This window comes from Haladaptatus sp. R4, assembly GCF_001625445.1.
Taxonomy (GTDB): Archaea; Halobacteriota; Halobacteria; order Halobacteriales; family Haladaptataceae; genus Haladaptatus.
The window spans coordinates 763,667-786,452 of sequence record NZ_LWHG01000011.1 but is presented as its reverse complement, the minus strand read 5'-3'; the positions used below and the strand labels follow the sequence as shown (position 1 = coordinate 786,452).

Annotated in this window: 19 protein-coding genes, 1 tRNA gene and 1 pseudogene; 11 read left to right on the top strand and 10 right to left on the bottom strand. The window is 61.9% G+C overall.

Annotation, left to right across the window (positions count from 1 at the left end):
* Positions 1-44: 44 nt before the first annotated feature.
* From A4G99_RS07640 to A4G99_RS07630, 3 genes and pseudogenes are all read left to right on the top strand, one after another.
* On the top strand, positions 45-1,853 hold the full coding sequence (locus tag A4G99_RS07640; protein WP_066141497.1) for a flippase activity-associated protein Agl23: 1,809 nt from the start codon (positions 45-47) through the stop codon (positions 1,851-1,853).
* A 166-nt stretch (positions 1,854-2,019) separates the two neighbouring features.
* Complete coding sequence (locus A4G99_RS07635; protein ID WP_066141494.1) at positions 2,020-3,348, top strand: ATP-binding protein; 1,329 nt, start codon at positions 2,020-2,022, stop codon at positions 3,346-3,348.
* Between the two features lie 3 nt (positions 3,349-3,351).
* A pseudogene (locus A4G99_RS07630) lies at positions 3,352-4,169 on the top strand (MBL fold metallo-hydrolase).
* 3 nt (positions 4,170-4,172) lie between these two features.
* Here A4G99_RS07630 and A4G99_RS07625 read toward each other — a convergent pair.
* The 6 genes from A4G99_RS07625 to A4G99_RS07600 all read right to left on the bottom strand — a co-directional run bounded on the left by A4G99_RS07625 (position 4,173) and on the right by A4G99_RS07600 (position 10,231).
* Positions 4,173-5,582: an arylsulfotransferase family protein gene (locus A4G99_RS07625; protein ID WP_223301760.1), complete on the bottom strand. Its 1,410-nt coding sequence runs from the start codon at positions 5,580-5,582 to the stop codon at positions 4,173-4,175.
* A 78-nt stretch (positions 5,583-5,660) separates the two neighbouring features.
* Entirely contained in the window at positions 5,661-6,617 is a 957-nt protein-coding gene (locus A4G99_RS07620) for a DUF5787 family protein (RefSeq protein ID WP_066141491.1), read from the bottom strand.
* Positions 6,618-6,873: 256 nt separating this feature from the next.
* Positions 6,874-7,275, bottom strand: a complete 402-nt coding sequence (locus A4G99_RS07615; RefSeq protein WP_066141488.1) for a GNAT family N-acetyltransferase — start codon at positions 7,273-7,275, stop codon at positions 6,874-6,876.
* A 72-nt stretch (positions 7,276-7,347) separates the two neighbouring features.
* Positions 7,348-7,668, bottom strand: coding sequence for a CTP synthetase (locus tag A4G99_RS07610; protein WP_066141485.1), 321 nt, complete (start codon positions 7,666-7,668; stop codon positions 7,348-7,350).
* A complete protein-coding gene (gene guaA / locus A4G99_RS07605) occupies positions 7,668-8,585 on the bottom strand; it encodes a glutamine-hydrolyzing GMP synthase (protein WP_066141482.1) in 918 nt (305 codons plus the stop codon). The genes A4G99_RS07610 and guaA overlap by 1 nt, the downstream gene beginning before the upstream one ends.
* A complete protein-coding gene (locus tag A4G99_RS07600; protein WP_066141479.1) occupies positions 8,585-10,231 on the bottom strand; it encodes a CTP synthase in 1,647 nt (548 codons plus the stop codon). Before A4G99_RS07600 ends, guaA begins: the two co-directional genes overlap by 1 nt.
* Positions 10,232-10,416: 185 nt before the next feature.
* Here A4G99_RS07600 and radB point away from each other — a divergent pair, with 185 nt between their 5' ends.
* A complete protein-coding gene (radB, locus tag A4G99_RS07595) occupies positions 10,417-11,115 on the top strand; it encodes a DNA repair and recombination protein RadB (protein ID WP_066141476.1) in 699 nt (232 codons plus the stop codon).
* Positions 11,116-11,192: 77 nt separating this feature from the next.
* On the opposite strand, the gene A4G99_RS07590 is transcribed toward radB, so the two are convergent.
* Complete coding sequence (locus A4G99_RS07590) at positions 11,193-12,335, bottom strand: CBS domain-containing protein (RefSeq protein WP_066141473.1); 1,143 nt, start codon at positions 12,333-12,335, stop codon at positions 11,193-11,195.
* Positions 12,336-12,430: 95 nt separating this feature from the next.
* Between A4G99_RS07590 and A4G99_RS07585 the strand changes: the two genes are divergently transcribed.
* Positions 12,431-12,733: a lycopene cyclase gene (locus tag A4G99_RS07585; protein WP_066141470.1), complete on the top strand. Its 303-nt coding sequence runs from the start codon at positions 12,431-12,433 to the stop codon at positions 12,731-12,733.
* Between the two features lie 411 nt (positions 12,734-13,144).
* Complete coding sequence (locus tag A4G99_RS27055) at positions 13,145-13,573, top strand: hypothetical protein (RefSeq protein WP_223301759.1); 429 nt, start codon at positions 13,145-13,147, stop codon at positions 13,571-13,573.
* Between the two features lie 837 nt (positions 13,574-14,410).
* Here the strand turns inward: A4G99_RS27055 and A4G99_RS07575 are convergent.
* The gene (locus A4G99_RS07575; protein ID WP_066141467.1) at positions 14,411-14,617 is read right to left on the bottom strand and encodes a hypothetical protein; all 207 of its coding nucleotides are present in this window, start codon (positions 14,615-14,617) and stop codon (positions 14,411-14,413) included.
* Between the two features lie 441 nt (positions 14,618-15,058).
* Positions 15,059-15,132, bottom strand: a tRNA-Val gene (locus A4G99_RS07570).
* A gap of 166 nt (positions 15,133-15,298) precedes the next feature.
* Between A4G99_RS07570 and trpD the strand changes: the two genes are divergently transcribed.
* Genes trpD through trpG form a run of 4 tightly spaced genes read left to right on the top strand, consistent with a single transcriptional unit; the run spans position 15,299 to position 19,159 of the window.
* Positions 15,299-16,303: an anthranilate phosphoribosyltransferase gene (gene trpD / locus A4G99_RS07565; protein WP_066141464.1), complete on the top strand. Its 1,005-nt coding sequence runs from the start codon at positions 15,299-15,301 to the stop codon at positions 16,301-16,303.
* Entirely contained in the window at positions 16,300-16,938 is a 639-nt protein-coding gene (locus A4G99_RS07560; protein ID WP_066141461.1) for a phosphoribosylanthranilate isomerase, read from the top strand. Before trpD ends, A4G99_RS07560 begins: the two co-directional genes overlap by 4 nt.
* Positions 16,935-18,551 (top strand): anthranilate synthase component I, encoded by a 1,617-nt coding sequence (gene trpE / locus A4G99_RS07555; protein ID WP_066141458.1) that lies wholly within the window; start codon positions 16,935-16,937, stop codon positions 18,549-18,551. The genes A4G99_RS07560 and trpE overlap by 4 nt, the downstream gene beginning before the upstream one ends.
* Positions 18,548-19,159 carry an anthranilate synthase component II gene (trpG, locus tag A4G99_RS07550; RefSeq protein WP_066141455.1) on the top strand — a complete coding sequence of 204 codons (612 nt, stop codon included), beginning with the start codon at positions 18,548-18,550 and terminating at the stop codon, positions 19,157-19,159. The genes trpE and trpG overlap by 4 nt, the downstream gene beginning before the upstream one ends.
* 10 nt (positions 19,160-19,169) lie before the next feature.
* Here the strand turns inward: trpG and A4G99_RS25845 are convergent, their stop codons facing one another.
* Entirely contained in the window at positions 19,170-19,325 is a 156-nt protein-coding gene (locus A4G99_RS25845) for a hypothetical protein (protein ID WP_190303733.1), read from the bottom strand.
* Between the two features lie 349 nt (positions 19,326-19,674).
* On the opposite strand from A4G99_RS25845, the gene A4G99_RS07545 reads away from it, so the two are divergent.
* Entirely contained in the window at positions 19,675-22,758 is a 3,084-nt protein-coding gene (locus A4G99_RS07545) for an adenosylcobalamin-dependent ribonucleoside-diphosphate reductase (protein WP_066141453.1), read from the top strand.
* Positions 22,759-22,786: the final 28 nt, after the last annotated feature.

Below are 22,786 nucleotides of genomic sequence, written 5' to 3'. Positions count from 1 at the left end.
ACTATTTGTCCGGACCCATACCATATCGTCGGTAACTTCAGACGATGCAAGGTTCCGACACCGCCCAGAAACGTACTCGCCCGCTCACGTCGAGCGACGAATCGAGCCTCCTCCAGCGACTCACCGAGCCGGTTCCGCTCGTCGTCCTCATCACCGTCGTCGGGCTTGCCCTCCGCCTCGTGAACCTCGGCGCGCGTGTCGCCCATCAGGACGAAGCGAGGGTTGCGTACTGGATTTACACGTACTCGCAGAACGGCGTCTGGTACTATCGACACATCATCCACGGTCCGTTCCTGATGCAGGTGAACTCCATCGTGTTCTCGCTGTTCGGCGCGAACGACTTCACCATGCGGTTCGTCGTCGCTCTCCTGGGTGGACTGCTCCCGCTCGCCGCGCTCCTCTTCCGGGAGCGACTCAGGCCCTCCGAAACGGTCGCACTCGCCTTCCTCTTCGCTGCGAATCCCGTTCTGCTCTACTACTCGCGGTTCATGCGAAACGACGTGATTCTCGGGGTAGCGATGGTGTTCGCGCTCGGCTTCCTCGTCCGCTACTTCGACACCCGCCGCCTGTCGTACTTCTTCGCGGCCGTGGCCTGTTTCGCGCTCGGCTTCACGATGAAGGAAAACGCTCTGCTGTACGTGGCCTGCTGGGTCGGCGCGGGCGTCCTGCTGTACGACCACCGTCTCATGCTCAAGCGCGTCGGCAACGAGGGAGTCGGGGCGGCGGTTCCGCGACGCTACCGAATCGGCGCGGTTCGACTGATGGAAGGGGACCGGTCGGTCATGAACTCGGTTCTCAAGGCGCTCGGAGTCGGCCTCGCCGCCGTCATCGAGTTCCTGATCATCTTCATCTACTTCTACGCGCCGCGTTCGCAGGGCCAGTCAGGTCCCGGCCTCTGGAAGTCCCTTTCGCACCCGGAGATGATTCCGAAGGTGCTCGTCGCCGCGACAGTGACGGTCGGAAACAACTTCATCGGGTGGCAGGGACACGCCGACCACGCCTATCTCCCCTACCTCGAACACCTCCTCACGACGCTGAAAGTCGGCGCGTTGGCGCTCTGTATTCTCGCGGTCGTGGGGTTCGTCCTCGACCGCTATTCGGGTGACCGGCCCCGTGACATCGTCGCGTTCGGCTTCTACTGGGGTGTCGCCAGCATCCTCGGCTACCCGCTCGTGATGGACATCAAGGCCGGATGGGCCGCCATTCACGCCATCATCCCACTCGCGTTCCCGGCGGCCGTCGGCCTCGCGCTGGTCTTCCGCTGGGGATGGGAGGCGTACGAGGACCACGACGACGTGAGCCTCGCGGCCGCCGCCGTCCTGCTGTTGCTCGTCGTCGCTTCCGCCGGAACGACGGCTTACAGCACGACCTACCAGCACCCACAGGACCCCGATAACCAGTTCGTCCAGTACGCACAGTCCTCCTCGACGCACTCGAAGCCGCTCCTTCATACCCTCGAACGCATCTCACGCGAAAACGAGGGAACGGACGTGCTGTTCTACGGAAGTGAGTTCTACTCGTCGAACGAGGCCGCGGACGACGTGTATCCCGTCGAGAGCGGTGAAGGCGGAGAAGGGTGGTTCGCCCGCCTCCCGCTCAATTGGTACCTCGAAACCGCCGACGCGCAGATGGCCAGCACGCAGAACGCCTCCGCGTTGAGCGGGGACAAACCGCCAATCGTCATCGCACCGGCCAACGTCTCGACCTGTTCCAGCGAAGACAGCACCGCAGAGGACATCGAGGGCTACATGTCCGGCTACACGCGCTACGAGTTCCAGCGGTTCAGCTACAACAGTGGTTGTACCGTCAGCACGACGGTCATCTACGTGCAGAACAGTTCTCTGTCGTCGTAAGAACTCCCCTCTATCGTCGTAAGAACAGTTCCCTGTCGTCGTAACGCCGACGCGAACGCGATGTGTGTGCGTGACTGTGTGTGACACGAATTACGGGGGTCGACGGTTGACGACGACGAAGCGTCTCCGACGCCCTTAAGATTCTGCCGTGATTACCCACGGGAGAATGAACAGCGGGGCGCTGGACGTAATCGAATTCTTGCTCACTGCGCGGGTCTACAGCGAGAATAGAGATCTGGACGAAAACGACCTGCCACCGGCAATTCGGCAGGTGTTCTGGCACGACGGAACGATAGAGCGGCCGCTTCGGACGACCATCGAGACGGCGCGCGAAGCGACCGGTCTCGATCAACCGTGGGAAGCGATTTCCGAACTGATGTTTACCGACCGGGATACCTTCTCGGGCGGGCTCGAACTCACTCAACAGGAGATGGCCGAAGAGTGGTTCGCCGACCGCGACGAGGAGCGAGTCGAGCGCAATCCGACGCTCGCCTACGCCCTCGAAGACCGGGATGGCGTGGACGTGACCTACGACGAGGTGCGCGAGGCGAACCGCCCCGTGCAATCCGACCGGGCGTGGATAGACAGCCTCCTCGAAGAGCACTTCGACGAGGACGAAGACGAGGACGGCGAAAGCATGCTCGACCTCGTGGACGTCTACGCACCCGAGGAGGTCGAACTGACGCTGGACGACCTCGTGCTCACGGCGGACCAGGAGGCCGAGATCCACAAGATCGTGAAGGCCATCGAGCACCGCGAGTATCTCGCCCAAATCGGGCTGCGTGAGATCGGAAAACTCCTGTTCGTCGGTCCACCGGGAACGGCGAAAACCTCGACGGCACGCGCGCTGGGATACGACTTGGACCTGCCGTTCGTGGAGGTCAAACTGTCGATGATAACCAGCCAGTATCTCGGCGAGACGGCGAAGAACGTCGAGAAGGTGTTCGAGGTGGCCAAACGGCTCTCGCCGTGTATCCTCTTCATGGACGAGTTCGACTTCGTCGCCAAAACGCGGCGAAGCGACGAGCACGCGGCCATCAAGCGCGCCGTCAACACCCTCCTGAAGAGCATCGACAACATCTCGCTCATCGAGGACGACGTGTTGCTCATCGGCGCGACGAACCACCCCGACCAACTCGACGCGGCGGCGTGGCGGCGGTTCGACGACATCCTGAACTTCCCGAAACCCGACGAGGGAATGCGGGCGGACATCCTCCGGGTCATCACCCGACGGATGAAAATCTCGGATTTCAACCCCGAGGAAATCGCGGAGTTGACCGAAGGGCTGACGGGAAGCGACCTGCGACTCGTCCTCCGCGAGGCCGTACTGGAGGCGTTGACTGAGGAGCGCACGGAACTCACGCAGGAAGACCTCCACTACGCGATTCAGGACTTCGAGGAGCGTGACCACCTGAAGGACATGGACATGATCGACGGCGACCACGACGCGCTCGTCGCGGGCGGGGACATCAGCGGTCACTCACACGACCACTGACCGATGGAAGTCACCCTCCTCGGCACCGGCGACACGACGGGGACGCCGACGGCTGGCTGTGACTGTGACACCTGTCTGGCGGCCCGCGAACGCGACGTCGAACGCTCGCGTTTTCGGTTCACGTCCGCAACGAGGAGACCGACGAGTGCCTGCTCATCGACGCGAGTCCCGACTTTCGCTCGCAGTTTCTCACCCACGACGTGCCGCTTCCGGACGAACTGCTGGTCACGCACATCCACTTCGACCACCTCGACGGGTTGGGGAACGCCTACCGACTGTTCGACGCCCTGCCCGTCCACGCGACGAACGAGACGGACCCGGAGACCGGCGAGAGCGTCGCGGAGACGATTCGAGACAAGTTCGACTACCTCGCACAGATCACGGTTCACGACCACGAACCGCTCTCGTCGTTCTCGGCGTGCGGGTTCGACGTGACGTTCGTCCCCGTCGAACACCCGCCGCTGCTCTGTTACGGCGTCGTCGTGGAAAAGGACGGGTCCAAACTCGCGCTCACCGGCGATACGGGATATGCGATTCCACAGGCGTCCCGCGAGGCCCTCTCGAATGCCGACCTGTTTCTGGCCGACGCCATCGTTCCGGCGTCGCTCTGTGAGTACCACCCGGCGGGGGGCCGCCACCACACCGACGACGGCGTACCGCGCACGTTCGGTTACAAACATATGACGCGAGAAGGAGCGCTCTCGATGGCGGACGAACTCGGCGCGGAAGAGACGCGACTAGTGCACGTCTCGCACTTCTATCCCGAAGAAGAGGCGTTCGAAGAGCCGCTAGCGATGGACGGCGAGCGGTACCGAATCTGAACTCTATTCCTCTTTCCGGATCAACAACGCGGCGGTGACGAGCAGTCCGGCGATGCCCACAGCGACGCCGAATCCGGGCATCGACGTGTCCGAATCGGCCGTCGTCCCGGAACTGAGGTTCGCGCTGCCGCCGTTATCCCCGTCGCTGTCCTGTACGCCCCCGGAATCGTTCGATGCGGTCGTCGTGTTGTTCGGCTTCTGCCCATCGGCCCAACCGTGGATGGAGTTGAGATAGGCGTTACACTGCTGCATCGACTGCGGGTCGTAGTTGTCTGCGGCACCTTTGAGTTGGTAGCTGCCGGTCGCGTTCTGGTCGGCGATGGTCGGACCGTTCGATTCGTCACCCGTTCCGATACGCTCCACGTCGTAGACGAGCCACGGCGTGTAGAACTCCCACTTGACGGTGCCGTTCGGCGACACCTGCATCACGCGCTCGTGTTTCGAGTCGCCGAGAAGGGTGTCGCCGTTCGGCAGGCGGTCGGCGTCGCGGGGCCACGAGAGGTCGTCGCCCTTCCCGAGCGACCACGTTCGGTTCCAATTGTCGCCCTCCTTCTGGTATTCGACCATCCGGTTGTTGTCGGAGTCGGCGACGAGCATCGTCGGTTTGCCGTCCTCGCTCTCCAAGTAATCGGGGTTGTGTTGTTTGTTGAGGATGCTGGTGTTCCCGGGTTCCCCGAGTTTCATGTCGATTTTATTCGTGGAACGGTTGATGACGATGGCTTGGTTGAAGTTGCGCGGCGAGACGAGATACTCGCCCTCGCCGATCTTCTGCACGTTGTTGACGTGCGTCCAGTCGTTGGTGTAGTTGTGGTACCCGGTCTTGGCCGTGTCCTTGGGATAGTGGTCCCGGAAGTACCAGCGCCAGACGACCTTGTCCTTCTTTAAATCGTAGACGAAGACGCTGTCGTCGTTGCGTTCGGCGTCCTCCTTGTAGTTGCGCAGGTTGGCGACCAGCAGTTGCGTGCCGTTGTTGATGAGGTCGATGTCGTGAGTGTCCTCGATGTCGAGGGTCTGGCTCCAGACGTGCTTCTGGGTTCGCGGGTTGAACTCGTACACGACCGTTTTGCCGTTCTTCGTCCCCGTGACGAACAGGTTACCGTTCGGCATCGGGTCCACGTCGTACCCCCAGACCATGCCGTGGTCGCCGGTGTGATGGACCCACTTCACCGTTCCGTTCGGACCGATGGCGACGAGTTTCGCGTCTCGTTTCTGCCCGCCGTCGACCCACGAATAGCCCTGCACCGCGACGACCGTCGTGCCGTTCACGGACTGCGTGATGGTACCCGTACAGGGATTGGAAGCAACGCTTCCCTGGTCGTCCGATTGGGCAACCAACGTCGGGGTGAACAGGGAGAGACAACACAAGAGTATCGCGCCGACGGCCAACGACTGCCGCCGGGAGAGCGTCTGCATACAACCCCATTCTTGATCGTGGTTCTTGTATGTTCACACTTCACGTCCGTCACTCGATACCTTGTTTTCACGCCTAAATTACCCGAATCTGTCCAGTCCGGACTGGCGGCGCGTTCGTCCCGTCGGCTCCGCGACCCACGGTGTTCGACCGTCTCGCTCCGCCTCCCAATCGATCGTTGGCGGGTCGGCGGGGTCGTGGCCCGGACACTCCGGCCCGCAATTCGTCGGATCGACCACCCGATCCTTCCAGCCACAGTACGGAACCCCACCCGAGCGCGGTTCGACCGCCGCACACCCCGGCAAGTCGTAACTCCGCCACCCCTTGCCGTACGCCCGCTCCGCCATCCGCTTTCGGCGTTTTTCCTTCGCCGCGGCGCTCGCCACGCGAACGTCGGTCCGCCCGACGTGCGTATCGATCAGTTCGGTTCCCGCTCCTTCGCTGTCGAGAGGTGTCGGCTCTCGAATCACCTCCACCCTCGCCGTTTCGGCGTCGAACCGCCAGACGCCCACCGCTTCCGGAATCCGATTCAGATGCGCGCCGGTGACGTAACTCTCGGTCGCCAGGATCACCTCGTCCACCAGTCCCAGACTCACGTCCTTCCGGAGTTGGGTTTCGAGGTCGCCGGGCGCGGCGAGGTCCGGTTTGTTCTCGATGCCGATCAGCCGTCCGAACCAGTCGGGATACCGCGCCACCTGTCGGACGTACTCCCGGCCGCCCCGTCGATCGCGCTCGAAAAAGCCGATTTCGACCGCCCGATCGACCACCTCGCGGGCGTACTCCGGCGACGTGTCGAACGCGTCCCGCCAGTAGCACGCCTCGCCGACGCCCACGTCGCTCTCGATGGCGGCGGCGGGAATCCGCTCGCTCGTGAGTTCCGTCCGCGCCGCGAACTCCGGGCCGGGTTCGACGCACAGCACGTCGATAACCCGATTCGACGGCGCGTGGACACCGGCACCGATCTGCCGGGCGATGATCCGCTCCGTCGTCGCTTCGAGGTGCGTGCACAGCTTCAGTTCGAACGGGAACTCTCGCACATGATTGGGGTGGGGCTGTGAGCTGAAAAATACCTCGGACGAGCCTGTTCACGACGAGATGGCTCCGATTGTGGTTTCACTACGACAACGACTTCCGGGCCGGAACACCCGCTCCGAGGAAATCGTTCTTTTTCTTCGATTTCAGTCGCCGAATCGCATGAAGACCACCCCGCATCGCGACCGTCTCGGTCCACAGACCTCCTCCAACCGATTCCTTCGGGATTGCGTTCGGAGTAACGATAGCAATATCTTCGATTCACATTCGACGGTACATCCCGCGCGAGGCGGGGGCAGTGTACTCGAAGCCGAACTGCTCGTAAAAGCCCTCCACGTCGGCCATGAGGTTGACGTACGCCCGTTCCGGCGCGTTCTCCTCTAAGTACTCCATCAGTCGCTTCATCATCCGGGACCCAAGTCCCCGCCGCTGGTGGTCGGGGTGGACGGCCATGTCCCCGATTTGGTACACCATCCCGCCGTCGCCGAGGATGCGGGCCATCCCGACCGTTTCACCCGTTTCGTCCACGGTTATCACGCCGAAGACGGTGTTCGGAAGCCCCTGCTCGACGGCGTCCCTGCTCCGGGCGACCATCCCGGCGGCGTCGCGGAGGGCGACGAACTCGTCGACCGTCGGCAATTCGTCTCTGACTTCGTAGGACATGAAAAAGGGTTGTTCGGGCCGTCGATTAGTTCTACCCATCGCGGCCGAATCCGTCGGTAGTTCTTCGACCGATCAGGCCGCCAGTTCTTCCGCGACCGTCGCCGCGTCCAGCAGATCCGGGTCGAGGATGAGGTCGGCCTGACTACGGGCGAACTCCGGGATGGAGTTCTCGTCGTAGACGACGACGCGAACCTCGGGGTTCAGGTCCTTTGCGACCGCGATTGCAGTGGCCTGCCCGACGTCCATGAGGACGAACAGGTCGGCGTCGATGATGGCGGCGTCTTCCAGCGCGGGGCGGGAGGCGACGCCGTCGATGGTCGTCAGTTCGACGCCCTCGGATTCGAGGGCGCGACCGAGTCCGTCTTCGTCGGAACCTGCGATGACTGCACGCATCACTCGTATTCGATGGTCGCCGGGGGCTTATGTGTCACGTCGTAAACGACGCGGGCGACGTTTTCGTTCTGCCCCGTGATACGCGACTGAATCCGCTGGAGCGTCTCCCAGTCGAGTTCCTGCGCTCGGGCGGTCATGCCGTCGCGCGATTCGACCGAGCGGACCGCAACGATCCAGCCGTGGACGCGGTTGTCGCCCTTGACGCCGGTACCCTTGCCGACGACGGCGGCAAACGCCTGCCACGGGTCGTACTCATCCAGTTCCTCCTCGACGACGTGGCACGCATTGCGGGCGACTTGGGCCTTCTCGGGCGTGACTTCGCCGACGACGCGGACGGCGAGTCCGGGGCCGGGGAACGGCATGCGCTCGGCGATGATTTCCTCCATGCCGAGGGCGCGAGCGACCTCGCGTACCTCGTCCTTGTAGAGGTCGCGGACGGGTTCGACGATGCCGTCGAAGTCCACCACGTCCGGCAGGCCGCCGACGTTGTGGTGGGACTTGATGCCGCCCTCGCTCTCGATCCGGTCGGGGTAAATCGTCCCCTGCACGAGGTAGTCCGCGTCCGTGACGCGCGCTTCGCGCTCGAACTCGCGGATGAACTGCTCGCCGATGACCGCCCGCTTCTCCTCGGGGTCGATGACGCCCGAGAGCGCGTCGAAGAAGCGCTCCTCGGCTTCCACGACTTCCAGCGAACTCATGTACGAGAACGTCTTTCGGATCTGGTCCGTCTCGCCCTTGCGCATCAGGCCGGTATCGACGTACACCGGCGTGAGTTGGTCGCCGATGGCTTTGTACGCCAGTCCGGCGGCGACGGACGAATCCACGCCGCCCGACAGCGCGATGATGGCGTGTGAATCGCCGACTGCTTCTCGAATCTCCGCGACCGCTTCCTCGATGAATTTTCCAGTGTCTACCATTAAGCTTCGACCTCCTCTCGTTTCTCCGCCTCGTCAAGCACGGCGTCCAGCAGGCCGACGAACGGTGGGCTTGCGCGGTCCGGGCGGGACCGGAACTCGGGGTGGAACTGCGTCCCGAAGAAGTACGGGTGGTCCTCCAGTTCGAGGATTTCCATCCGGTTTCCGGCGCGGCCGGAGAACACGAGTTCCTCGCCTTCGAAGTCCTCGAAGTACTCGGGATTCACCTCGTAGCGGTGCCGGTGGCGCTCCGTACAACTCGTGCCGCCGTACACCCGCTCCGCGAGCGTTCCGGTCTCGATCTCTGTTTCGTGTGCACCCAGTCGCATCGTGCCGCCCATGTCCTCGATTTCGTACTGTTCGGGCAGGATGTCGATGACGGGGTGTGGCGTGTCCGCGTCGAGTTCGGCGGAGTTCGCGTCGGTCAGACCGAGGACGTTCCGGGCGTACTCCACGACGGCCATCTGGAAGCCCAGACAGAGGCCGAGGAACGGCACGTCGTGTTCGCGGGCGTAGCGGATGGCTTCGATCTTACCCTCCGTTCCGCGACTGCCGAATCCGCCGGGGACGACGATGCCGTCGGCCTGCTTGAGTCGTTCCTCGTGGTCGTCGTCCATCTCGTCGGAATCGACCCAGAGGACGTTCACGTCGACGTTCTTCTCCAGTCCAGCGTGTTTGAGCGCCTCGTGGATGGACATGTAGGCGTCTTCGAGCGCGTACTTCCCGACGAGGGCGATATCGACTTCGCCCTCGGTTTCCTGCGTGACGAGTTCGCGCCAAGCGGTGCTCCGTTCGTCGCTCGGCGTCGCCTCGTCGGTCAGGTCGAGTTGCTGCATGACGTAGTCGTCCAGACCCTCCTCCTCTACGACGAGCGGGACGTGGTAGATGTCCTCGACGTCCGGGTTCGAGAACACGGCGTCGGTCGGGACGTCGCAGAATAGCGCGATCTTCTCCTTCGTCTCGGGTTGCAGACCGTCGCTGCAACGGCCGACGAGCACGTCGGGTTGCAGGCCGATGGAACGCAGTTCCTTCACGCTGTGCTGGGTCGGCTTCGTCTTCTGCTCGCCGTTCTTCGAGTGCGGAACGAGCGTGACGTGGGTCAACAGGAAATCCTCCTCGTCCTGTTCCGTGGCGAACTGGCGGAGCGCTTCGAGGAACGGCATGCTCTCGATGTCGCCCACGGTGCCACCGACTTCCACGAGACACACGTCGTGACCTTCGGCGGCCTCACGAATTCGGCGCTTGATCTCGTCCGTGATGTGCGGAATGATCTGGACGGTCTTTCCGAGGTAGTCCCCGGCGCGCTCTTTCTCGATGACGTACTGGTAGGCCTTCCCGGTCGTGATGTTGTGGTCGAAGGTCATGTCGATGTCGAGGAAACGCTCGTAGTTGCCTAAATCGAGGTCAACCTCGCCACCGTCCTTCAGTACGTACACTTCTCCATGCTGATAGGGATTCATCGTCCCCGCGTCCACGTTGAGATACGGGTCGATCTTCACGGCAGTCACGTCGAACCCGGCGTTTGCGAGCAGTCGCCCAGTGCTCGCGGCGGTAATGCCTTTGCCAAGTCCGGACATGACGCCCCCTGTGACGAAAATGAACTTCTTCCCCATATCGGGGTCGTAGTCTGTCTCGGGGTTAGTCGGCATACTGAGTTTCTGCGAGCGGTCTTGAAAATCGTTTCGGAGGCGTCCTGCTTCGCCAGAAGATGGCATATGTTGGATACATCAGAGTTCGACCGTGAGATGAATTCGAGGAGCCGAACGGAGGATGATTTCGACGCCAAGAGCGTGAAAACCGGAACCTTTTGCGTGAGAAGCGCCAAGGCCGGGGTGTGACCGACGCCGAGAAACTGACGACAGGGTGCCCGCCGGTGGACGACTTGCTCGGAGGGGGATTGGAGCGCGGGACCGTCACGCAGGTGTACGGCCCGCCCGCCGCCGGGAAGACGAACGTCGCGCTGGGGGCCGCGGTGGAGACCGCGCGGAACGGCGGCACCGTGATCTACATCGACACCGAAGGACTGTCCATCGACCGGTTCGAGCAGATCGCGGACGCACGGGCGAACGACGTGGACGAAGTCGCGTCCCGAATCGTCATCAAGGAAGCGCTCGATTTCGGGGAGCAGGAAGAGGCCGTCAAGGACGTCTCGGAGTTCGCCGAGCGCGCCGACCTCGTCGTCCTCGACAGCGCGACCGGGTTCTACCGCCTCGAACGCGGCGACGACCGGGAGGGTGGCGAGGCACTCCGAGGGGTCGCCCGCCAAGTGACGCATCTCCTCTCGCTCGCACGCAAACACGACATAGCGGTGTTGCTGACAAATCAGGTGTACACCGACCCGAACTCCGACGGGACGCGGCCACTCGGCGGACACACGCTCGAACACTGGACGGGCGTCGTGCTTCGCGTGGACCGCTTCCGCGGCGGCAACCGCCGGGCGACGCTCGAAAAGCATCGGTCGAAACCGGCCGGGGGACGAACCCAATTCCAAATTACGGATTCCGGCCTCGAAGGGCCACAAGAGAGCGTTTGAGAATCGCTCCGATCGAGGGTAATTCGGGAGCAGTCGAAAAACGGGATTCGCGGCCGCGTCGGGTTTTCGTCGGCCGTCTACAGTTCGTTGAGTTTCCGGAGCAACTGCCCTTCGTACTCGCGGTCGCTCTGGACGCCTTTGAGTTCGAGGACGTTGCGTTCCAAGGTGTCTCGGGCGACGTTGAACGCCTGTTCGGCCCCGTAGCCCTCGCCGGACCCGGCGACCTGTCCGCGGTTGGTGCGGAGGCGGATCTTACACTGAACGAGCGGCGTGCCGCGGAGTTTCTCCTTGTGCTCGTGGAATCTCACGTGCGCGTGGCGCACCTGCATGTCCTGGTACTTGTCGGTGATCCCCTCGACGCTCTCCCGGATGGCCTGCCGGGTGATGGTGTCGAGGAGGTCGATGTTCGTGATCTGCACGTCCATGTGATCCTCCTCCGTGTAGGTGAGCGCACGGAGCACGTCGGTCTTCGTGAGGACGCCACCGACGACTCGGTCGTCGTCCTCCGCCGTAACGGCGAGTCCGGCGTAGTTCTTCTCGAACATGCGTTCGACTGCCGTCTGCACGGAGTCGTCGAGCGAGATGGTCTCGACGGGACTGTTCATCACGTCGTACACGGGAAGGTCGAGCATACGGTCGCTGTCTCCCATCCGTTCGCCACGCGTGGGCTTGTCCATGTTGCGGGTGACGAAGTCCACGATGTCGTGGGTCGTGACCATACCCGTCAGGAAGCCGTTCTCGTTCACGACGGGAAGGCGGGAGATGCTGTGCTCGCGCATGAGATTGATGACGCGTCCGAGCGTGGCATCCTCCGAGATCGTGACGGGGTTTTCGGTGTAAATCTGCTGGACGGTCAGGGCGTCCAAGTTTTCGAGGACGCCTTCGAGTATGATGTCCTCGTCGATGATTCCCCAGAGCGTGCCATCCTCGAAGACAGGTGCGACCTTCGACCCGCCTTCGACGAGGGCGCGGGCGACGTCGCGCACGTCGTCGTCTCGGTTCACTTTCGGTGCCGGCTTCGTGAGTGTCGCTACTTTGGTTTGGTCCTCAATATGTGACTGCAGGAGTTGCTTTTGCGTGATGACACCGCTGTACTTGCCGGCTTCGGTGACCACGATTCCCTTTGGGTTCTCCTCTTCGAATATCGAGCGTGCCTTCCCTAGTCGCTCTTCCGCTTCGATTTCGAAGTAATCTGTGGTCGCAATGTCAGAGATATCCATCGGCGTTTTGAATGACGCGTCCATCGGTCTTGAACTTTGTCGCGGAGAAGGCATGTTAGCGGGGTTTTTCCCGGTTGGAAACCTATGTTTCCGACGTGTTTCCCGACATCGGCGCGGTGTTCGGTCCCTACACCTATCTGGTCAGTGAAATTCTGTTCGGATCGGTCGCGTTGTGGTTGCTCGTTCGAGCGGAGGCGCTCTCGCGCGCAGCGAAAACCCTTCTCGTGATTTATCCCATCGGGTTCGTGTGGGATTGGTACACCCTGACGATCGGTGTATTCGCGATTCCACTCCGTACAGGGGTCGAACTACTCGGCATTCCGCTCGAAGAACACATCTTCATCGTCGTCGTCCCGGCCCTCGTCCTCGGAATACACGAGAACCTGCTCCGGTGGTGAAACGGGGTGAAAAAGTCCGTGTAACGGGTCATTACCGCCGGACGGCGACGGGGTACAATTTATCTGAAGTTTTTGGTAACCACTCGTTTACGACTGGTAAATGGTGAATAACAAAGAACAAACCCGGCAATGTTCGAATCCATGCTGGGTTACGAGCAAGGGGTGGCGTAGTAATGAGCACAATCGGTGACTCCTCAGGCACAGGAGACAACAACACGGACAACCAACCAAGTGAATCGGACTCGACTGTCGCCGAGCAGGTCTCGGATATCCTCGACTCGAATCGCTCGCACGAGGAACGAGCAACACCGCTCTCCCGCGATATGGTTTTTGACGTGCTGAAAAACCAACGGCGACGGTACGCGCTCCACTATCTGAAGCAGGCCGACGAAACCGTGCAGTTGAGCGACCTTGCGGAACAGGTCGCCGCGTGGGAGAACGACACCACTCGGCGCGATCTCGGCGGCGGAGCGAAAACGGGTCTACACCGCACTCTACCAGTCCCACCTCCCGAAATTGGACGACGCAGGAATCGTAGATTACAACCAAAACAGGGGTATCGTCGAGCTCTCCACCGCGGCGGAACAACTCGACCCGTATCTCGAAACGAATACCCGAGACGACATCTCGTGGTGCAAGCGATACCTCGGAATCGCGGCCGCCGGATTCGCACTGCTTACCGCGGCGTGGCTTCAGGTCCCGCCGCTCGCGGGAATCACTGATATCGGACTCGCACTGCTCGTCGTCGTCGCGTTCACCGTCGTCGCCATAGCACACACCTACGACGCACGGAACGCACCGTCAACCGGCGAACAGGCACCCGAAGTCTCCGACGAGTAATTCGGATTCGGCTTTCAGACCATCGATATCCGGAGCCACGGGGGTGTGGTTCACCGATGTGATGGCTCAGAATGGGGGGTTCTTCTCACCCATCTCTCGAATCGACCGTTACCGGACGGTAGACCCTCCGTGAGTCGATTTTCTGATTTCTCGGTTGTGAGCGGTTGCACGAAGCATGGACCGACCGACGAGGAAAAACCAATAAACTGTTATTAACAGACTGATTGTAGTCCGCTATCTCATTCGGACGAGGTGACTACCCAAAATCCGCTCATCCTACGGGTTTCCTAACCGAACGATCCGATACGTTGGCTGTACCGATGTGCTGATAGTACTCGAATAGTATCCATCCACTATCATCAGAAACCGCCTGTTTGTGGTCAGCGTGAGCGTTCCGATCCGTCCGGAACTCCCGTACAGCATTGCCCTCCCCGGTACGATTCGTTTTCGCCGGAAGCGATTATTCCATCACCCGTTTTTCACCCGTGAAGTCGCGGAAACGCGACTTTGACCGTCCCCTCCGTCCGATAGAAGTACCTCCGCAAGACGAAATACGCCGGACGAAACGACAGGGCGTCGCTGTAACGGGCAGGCGCTCGGTACATCGACCTGCCCGCTTCGGGCTATCGGAGTATGTCCCGACCGATTTTCCGAAAGAAAAGCGTACCGCTCGGCAATCGTCCCCGGAAACGCGTTCAGCGTGTGTCGAATCGATCAGCACGAAGGCGATACTGGGTTCGATTGCTGCGGTGACCCCCCTCTACGACCATCGTCCCGCCGCGTCGAACTCGTGTCGAGTGCTCGTTTCCGTCTGTTCGAGCGGATGGAGTCGAGTCGCTACTGCTCCGCAGTGTCTCGGTTGCGTCTGCGGATCGTGATCAGCACGAACGCGATGACTCCCAGCACGAAGTAGAGGAACGCCGCAATCACGACGTCGATTATCGTCGCGAACCAGATGAAATACGGAACGATAAGCAAAGCGAGGATGTACTGTTGCCGTCGCTCGATTCGGTCGAGTTGAGTCTGGCGGGGGGATTCGTCCATACATCACTGAGATAGAAAGTAAACATAAAATGATTTCTATGAAGCGGTTTTCTGGAATGCACGTTTGAGCGACTCACTCCCGGCTTGCCTCGCGTTGCTCGGCACTGCATCTATTTATGAATGTCTTACAGTATGAACGAACGGAACTCACTGGAAGGAGTTGTTTTCGTAGGAAACTATTCGTTTGGGCAGATTTGAACCACGCCGAGACGGTCACGCTCACATACGTTCGCGCGCTGCGTCTCGTCTAGTTCAAATCTCCCAATAACAAGGAAGAGAATTCACTGTGAGAAGCTGTTTTCGAGAGAATTTGAGTGGGTTTGGGCAGATTTGAACCACGGTCGTTTCGCTCCGCTCCACTCCCTGGTTCAAACTGCCAAACAGGTATTTTCCGCGCTACCGCGACTCGCTTCGCTCGTCGGATAGTAGCGCGGAAAAGTATGGGTTTGGGCAGATTTGAACTGCCGGCCTCCTCCATGTCAAGGAGGTGTCATAACCAACTAGACCACAAACCCAGTCGGCCTCTGTCTGAACGCATTCATCAGTTACCCGCAAGGGTAATTGAACCTTTCGAAACGCGCCGCCCTGTCACGGTTTTATTCGTGAACGTACCGCACGACAGCTTTAAGTTGATGTACGTATGTGTTCATTGTAACCCAAAGAAGTTCATTGGTGCTCACTATGCAGGATTACATCGAACTCGTTACGGACGGTCAGGATTTGACACTCACCCAAGCACGGGAGGCGGCCACGGCCGTCTTCGACGGGGCCACGGAGGCCCAAATCGGTGCGCTGCTCACCGGATTGCGTGCCAAGGGCGAAACCGAGGCCGAAATCGCTGGCTTCGCGCAGGGAATGCGCGGGGCGGCCCGGACGATTTCCCCCGACCGGACGCCGCTCGTGGACACCTGCGGAACGGGGGGCGACGACTACAACACCATCAACGTCTCGACGACGTCCGCCATCGTCGCCAGCGGTGCGGGGGTTCCGGTGGCGAAGCACGGCAACTACTCCGTCTCCTCCTCCTCCGGCAGCGCCGACGTGCTCGACGAAGTCGGCGTCGTCATCGACTCCGAACCGGCCGCCGTCGAGCAGGCCATCGAGGAACAGGGAATCGGGTTCATGCTCGCGCCGGTGTTCCACCCGGCGATGAAGGCCGTCATCGGGCCACGGAAGGAACTCGGCATGCGAACCGTGTTCAACGTCCTCGGGCCGCTGACGAACCCCGCCGGAGCGGACGCACAAGTCGTCGGCGTCTACGACCCCGACCTCGTTCCCGTCCTCGCCCGTGCGCTCTCGCACATGGACGTGGATCATGCGCTCGTCGTTCACGGTTCCGGCATGGACGAAATCGCGATCCACGACGAGACGACGGTCGCCGAAGTCGAGAACGGGAGCATCGAGGAGTACACGCTTTCGCCCACCGACCTCGGCGTGGAACGGCACGACGTGTCCGCCGTCGCCGGTGGCACGCCGACCGAGAACGCCCGCGACCTCCGCGGCATCGTTGAGGGGACCGTGGGCGGCGCGAAGCGCGATATCATACTGGCGAACGCCGGAGCGGCGATCTACGTCTCCGGACGGGCCGACTCGCTCGAAGACGGCGTGGAACAGGCACGGCAGGCCATCGATTCGGGAAGCGCGGGCGAGAAACTGGCGGCAATGACGGGGGCGTTGTCGGCATGACTCGCGTAAAGATCTGCGGCCTGACGAACGAGGACGACCTCGCGGCGGCCATCGACGCCGGAGCGGACGCGATCGGCTTGCTGGTGGACGTCCCGGTCGATTCGCCGCGCGAAATCAGTTCGGACCGGGCCGCCGAACTGGCCCGCGAAATCCCGCCGTTCGTCTCGACGGTGTTGGTGACGATGCCCGAGCGAATCGAGCGAACCGTCGAACTCGCTCGACTCGTGGAACCCGACATCGTACAGGTCCACGACACCAGCGTCGGCGACCTCGCGTATCTCTCGTCGAACATCGATGCGAACGTGATTCCCGTCATCGCCCCCGACACCGACCGGCCCGAGCGATACGACACCGTCGCGGACGGCCTCCTGCTCGACGCCGGGGCGGTCGGCGGCACCGGCGAGACGCACGACTGGGACCGGGCACGGGAGTTATCGGACTCGCTCTCCTCGCCGGTCCTGCTCGCGGGGGGACTGACACCCGAGAACGTCGCGGACGCGGTGGAGACGGTCGAACCGTTCGCCGTGGACGTCGCGAGCGGCGTCGAATCGAGTGGCGGGGAAAAGGACCACGACGCCGTCGAATCGTTCGTCAGAAACGCGAAGCGTGGTCGACAGGCAATCGCTCATCAATGAATCGAGGGAAGTTCAGCGAGTTGGCGGGGAGTATCGACTGTAACGAAAGCGACGACGGGGACGCCAACGACGGTGCGGTCGTCTACGTCTCGGCGGAACTCGACCTCGACGCGTCCATCGACCCGCTCACGGCCTACTCGACACTCGGCGGTGGGGAGTACGATTACCTCCTCGAAAGCGCCGACAAAGTCGCCTCCAGCGACCCGTACGGCGCGTTCGACGCGGGTACACACGAGGCCGACACCGGCCACCACAGCCGAGCGCGTTACTCATTCGTCGGCTACGACCCCGCGGCGGTGGTGTCCGTCGCTCCGGACGAGACCGACGTGCAGGTGCTACGCGAGAAGTGGAATCGTGAACTGAACGCCGACGGCACCGAGGACGACGACGTGCTCGACAGGCTTCGGACAGCGATCCCTGACGTCCCGCGTCGCGGGTTTCCGGACGGCGAAGGGTTCTGTGGCGGACTGGTCGGCTTCCTCGCGTACAACGCCGTCTACGACCTCTGGTTGGACGAACAGGGCATTGAACGCCCCGACACGGAACTACCCGACGCGCAGTTCGTCCTGAGCACGAAGACGCTCGTCTTCGACCACGTCGAGGGGACGCTGTCGCTCGTGTTCACGCCGCTCGTGTCGCCGGACGACGACATCGACGAGCGGTACGACGAGTTGGTCGCGGAACGTGACCGCGTCACCGAGAAACTCGAATCCGCGACCGCACCGTCGTTCGGCGACTACCGTCCGAAAAGCGGGACGGCAGGGCCGCAGGACGAGTACGAGGCCGCGGTGAAGCGGGCCAACGAACACGTCACGGCGGGCGACATCTACCAAGGCGTCATCTCGCGCAAACGAACCGTGGAGGCGGACATCGACCCGCGGGCGCTGTACGCGGCGCTCCGGGACGTGAACCCCTCGCCGTACATGTACCTCCTCGGCTACGACGACCTGAGCATCGTCGGCGCGAGCCCGGAAACGCTAGTCTCGGTGCAAGACGAGGAAATCGTCTCGAACCCCATCGCGGGGACGTGCTCGCGCGGCAACAGCCCGATGGAGGACCGCAGGCTCGCGGGTGAACTCCTCGCCGACGAGAAGGAGCGTTCGGAACACGCCATGCTCGTGGACCTGGCGCGAAACGACGTTCGCCGGGTCGCGGAATCCGGCAGCGTGCGCGTCGAGGAGTTCATGAACGTCATCAAGTACAGCCACGTCCAGCACATCGAGAGCACCGTCACGGGGGCGCTCGCCGAAAACCGCGACGCCTTCGACGCGGTGCGGGCGTCGTTCCCGGCGGGGACGCTGACCGGCGCGCCGAAAATCCGCGCGATGGAGATCATCGACGACCTCGAACGGACGACCCGCGGCGTCTACGGCGGCGGGGTCGGTTACATCTCGTGGACCGGCGACGCCGACTTCGCCATCGCCATCAGGACGGCAACCATCTCGCACGGAACCACCGACGAGATAACGGTGCAAGCGGGCGCGGGAATCGTCGCCGACAGCGACCCGGCGTCCGAGTACGAGGAGACCGAACAGAAGATGGGCGGCGTGTTGGCCGCGCTGGATCGACTGGAACCGGGAACAGAAGCCGTCGAAATGGAGGCCTCCAAATGACGCGCCTGCTGTTCGTGGACAACTACGACTCGTTCACGTACAACCTCGTGGAGTACGCCGAGGACGCGCTTCGAGCGAACGAAGCGGAGTTCGAAACGAGGGTGGTGAAGAACACGGCGTCGCTCGCGGACATCCGCGACTTCGACCCCGACGTCATCGTCATCAGTCCCGGTCCCGGCCACCCGAAAAACGAGCGGGACGTCGGGGTCACGGCGGACGTCCTTCGGGAGTTGTCGCCGGAAATTCCGACGCTCGGCGTCTGTCTCGGGTTGGAGGCGGCGATTTACGAATACGGCGGCGAAATCGGTCGTGCGCCGGAACCGATCCACGGCAAGGCGTTCCCCGTCGAACACGACGGAGAGGGAGTTTTCGAGGGAATCGAGCAGGACTTCCAGGCCGGGCGGTATCACTCGCTCGTGACGACCGGCGTCCCGGATTGTTTCGAAGTGAGCGCGACGACGACCCACGAGGACACGGAACTCGTGATGGGAATCCGCCATCGGGAGTATCCCATCGAGTGCGTGCAGTTCCACCCGGAAAGCGTTCTCACGGGGCGTGGTCGGGAACTGATCGGAAACTTCCTCGCCGGGGAGTATCGACTAGCGTAAAATCAGAACGTCAGCACGCCCGCCGCGTAGAGCGCGGCGCGACGAGGACGACGACGATACCGACGCGAAAGAGGATGCTGATCGCGAATCGGATGGCGGCGATGAGGAGAATGACGGCGACGATGGCGACGACGATCCCGACGGGCTCGATGGCGAGGGGGAACATGTGCGAAATGACACCCTACCAGTTGGTAAACGTATCGATGGTGTCGGTTTTCAATCGAGTGAGACTTGACAGACGGAAGCACGGTAATGACTCGTTACCATGGGAAATATCGTCATTCCGGTCACTTTCGCTCCGGTCTGAACACTCTTATATTGCTCGGCGTGTTACTCAGAGATAGCGAGAAGAAAGATCGCAGAGGCATCACTATTCAACTACAGTTGACATAAAGAAAGTAAGCTTAATTGGGGTTGGGAGAAATGGATTCTTCGTCACGAATGAAACGGGTCTACGTGAGAAACCAAGTGAGAATCGACGTGCAGAGTACTGAACGAACGGTGGTGGCGCGTACATGAGCGACGCGCACGAGGCGAACGCCGACGAGGTCACGCTTCCTGTCAAGCGGACGGGAGGGGAGACGCTGGAGGACCGGATGACCGGAAACGCCTATCAAAACATCCTTCCGGCGCGCTATCTCCGCAAGGACGCGGACGGCAACCTCGTCGAATCACAGGACGACCTGTTCCCGCGCGTGGCGAAGAACATCGCGCTCGCGGAGGCCGTCTACGAGGCCGAAAAACAGGGCGTCGAACTCACCGTCACGCCCGAGCAGTTGAAGCCCGGTCACCCGCGCCGCGACGAACTCGCCGCGGAAGTGTTCGGGAAGGGAACCACGACGGAAGACGACGAAGAGACGACGCTGTCTATCTACAACGTCAACAAGTTCGCCTACGACACGGTCGTTCCCGAACTTCCCGAGGACATCCGCGACCACGTGGAGTCGACCCGGGACGAGTTCGAGGACCTGATGGGACAGCTCTCGTTCGTCCCGAACTCCCCGACGCTGATGAACGCGGGCGACGAACTCCAACAGCTCTCGGCGTGTTTCGTGGACTCCCCGGGCGACGACATCACGGACATCCACCAGACTGCGAAGGAAGCTGCCGAGGTGTTCCAGTCCGGTGGCGGGATGGGGTATGCCTTCTGGAAACTTCGACCGTACGGCGACGCCGTCGGTTCGACCGGCGGCATCGCGTCCGGTCCGATCACGTTCATGCGCACGTACGACCAGATGTGCGAAACCATCGCGCAGGGCGGTGCCCGGCGCGGCGCACAGATGGGCGTCATGCGCGTCTCGCACCCCGACGTCATCCAGTTCATCCACGCGAAGAACAAGGACGTGAGCCTCGCCAACACGCTCCGCCTGAACGACCCCGACGACTACACGCACACGTCGTTCAAGGAAGCGCTCGAAGAGGCCCGCGAACTCATCGACGAGGACGGCCGCGTCCCGAAACACCTCCGCAACGCCGCCGAAGGCCATCTCTCTAATTTCAACATCTCCGTCGGCGTCACGGACGACTTCATGGACGCGTTGTACAACGACGAGGAGTTCGTCTTCACCAATCCCCGCACCGAAGAACCCCACGTCGCCACCGAACACACGGAAGAGATGTACGACATGTTCGGCCTCGGCGACTACGTCACGCCGGGCGAAGTGCTCTCGATTCCGGCGACGGTCCTCTGGGACCGCATCGTCGACGGTGCATGGGAGAACGGCGAACCCGGAATCATCTACCTCGAACGGGTGAACAAGGAACACTCCTTCGACGTGGAGAAACACCCGGACCACCGGATTCTCGCCACGAACCCGTGCGGCGAACAACCGCTCGAAGAGTACGAAGCCTGTAACCTCGGCCACATCAACCTCTCGACGCTGGCCGACCTCGATGCGCCGGACTGGCGCGTCTGGTACGAGAACAACGGCGGGGACTACGGGTCGCTCTCGGAAGCCGTCGATGCCTTCCTCCGCGAAGGTATCGACTGGGAGGAGTTCGACTACCGCATCGAGTACGGTACCCGATTCCTCGAAAACGTCGTCACGATGTCCGACTTCCCGGTCGAAAAGATCGAACAGAAGGTCCGGGACATGCGAAAAATCGGTCTCGGCGTCATGGGTCTCGCCCAGTTGTACATCCAACTCGGCGTCCGCTACGGCTCCGAGGAAGGCAACGAAATCGCCAAGCAGTTGATGACCCACATCAACCACGAGTCCAAGTGGGCCTCCCACGAACTCGCGGAGGAACGCGGCTCGTTCAACGACTGGTCGGACTCGAAGTACGCGAACCCGACCGACTACCCCGAATGGTTCGAAGGCCAGACCGGCCTCGACGCCGAGAAGTGGACGGACGGCTTCGCGGTCCGCAACCACAACACGACCACCATCGCGCCGACGGGCACCACCTCGATGGTCGGCAACACCACGGGTGGCTGTGAACCGATTTACAACGTCGCGTACTACAAGAACGTCTCCGACGACGTGCAGGGCGACGAGATGCTCGTGGAGTTCGACGACTACTTCCTCCGCACGCTGGAGGCGAACGACATCGACGTGGAAGCGGTGAAACAGGAGGCCCAAGACCAGATGGCGAACAACGAGTTCTCCGGCGTCGAGGGACTCGACACCGTTCCGGACGCCATCGGCGAACTGTTCGTCGTGACGGGCGACCTCACCGGCAAGCAACACGCCGCAGTCCAGTGTGCCTGCCAGAAAGGTGTGGACTCGGCCATCAGCAAGACGTGTAACTTCCCGAACTCCGCCAGCAAGGAGGACATGGACGAAGTCTACCGCTACATCTACGACCACGGCGGCAAGGGCGTCACGGTCTACCGCGACGGCACGCGCTCGAAGCAGGTGCTCACCACGCGGGCCGACAACGCCGAATTCGCCGACGAGGAGGAAGCGGCCGAAACCATCGTGGAGCAGATCGAGACCGTCTTCGGCGGCGTCGAAGGCTTCATCGAGAGCGAGGAAGTCCAAGCCAAACTCGGCAACGAACTCGGCGACCTCCTGGACGAGGGCGTCACCGGCGGCGCGTACGCCAAGGAACGACCGCGTCCCGACGTGCTTCACGGCGTAACCCAGCGCGTCGACACGGGCTACGGCAAGATGTACGTCAACATCAACGAGGACGAGAACGGCGAACCGTTCGAGTTGTTCGCCACCATCGGCAACTCCGGCGGGTTCACCAACTCCTTCACCGAAGCGCTGGCGAAGGTCATCAGCTATGCGCTGCGTAGCGGTGTCGATCCGAACGAGATCGCCTCCGACCTGCAGGGCATCCGTAGCCCGAAGGTCGCGTGGGACAAAGGCGAGCAGATCAACTCCATCCCGGACGCCATCGGCGTCGCAATGCGGCGCTACCTCGACGGCGAAATCGAGAAGGCGTCCTACCCGCAACAGAAGACGCTCGAAGAGACGGCCGACGACACGGAAACGGACGGCGGCGCGGCGAAAGCGGAAGAGAAGGACGCCTCCCAGTCGCTCATCGACGCTGGTGAGAGTCCGGAGTGTCCCGAGTGCGGGTCGCTCTCGCTGTACTTCTCGGAAGGCTGCAAGACCTGCGAGTCCTGTGGCTGGAGCGAGTGTTCGTAAATAGGTCGCAAAAATAGAATTCGATTTT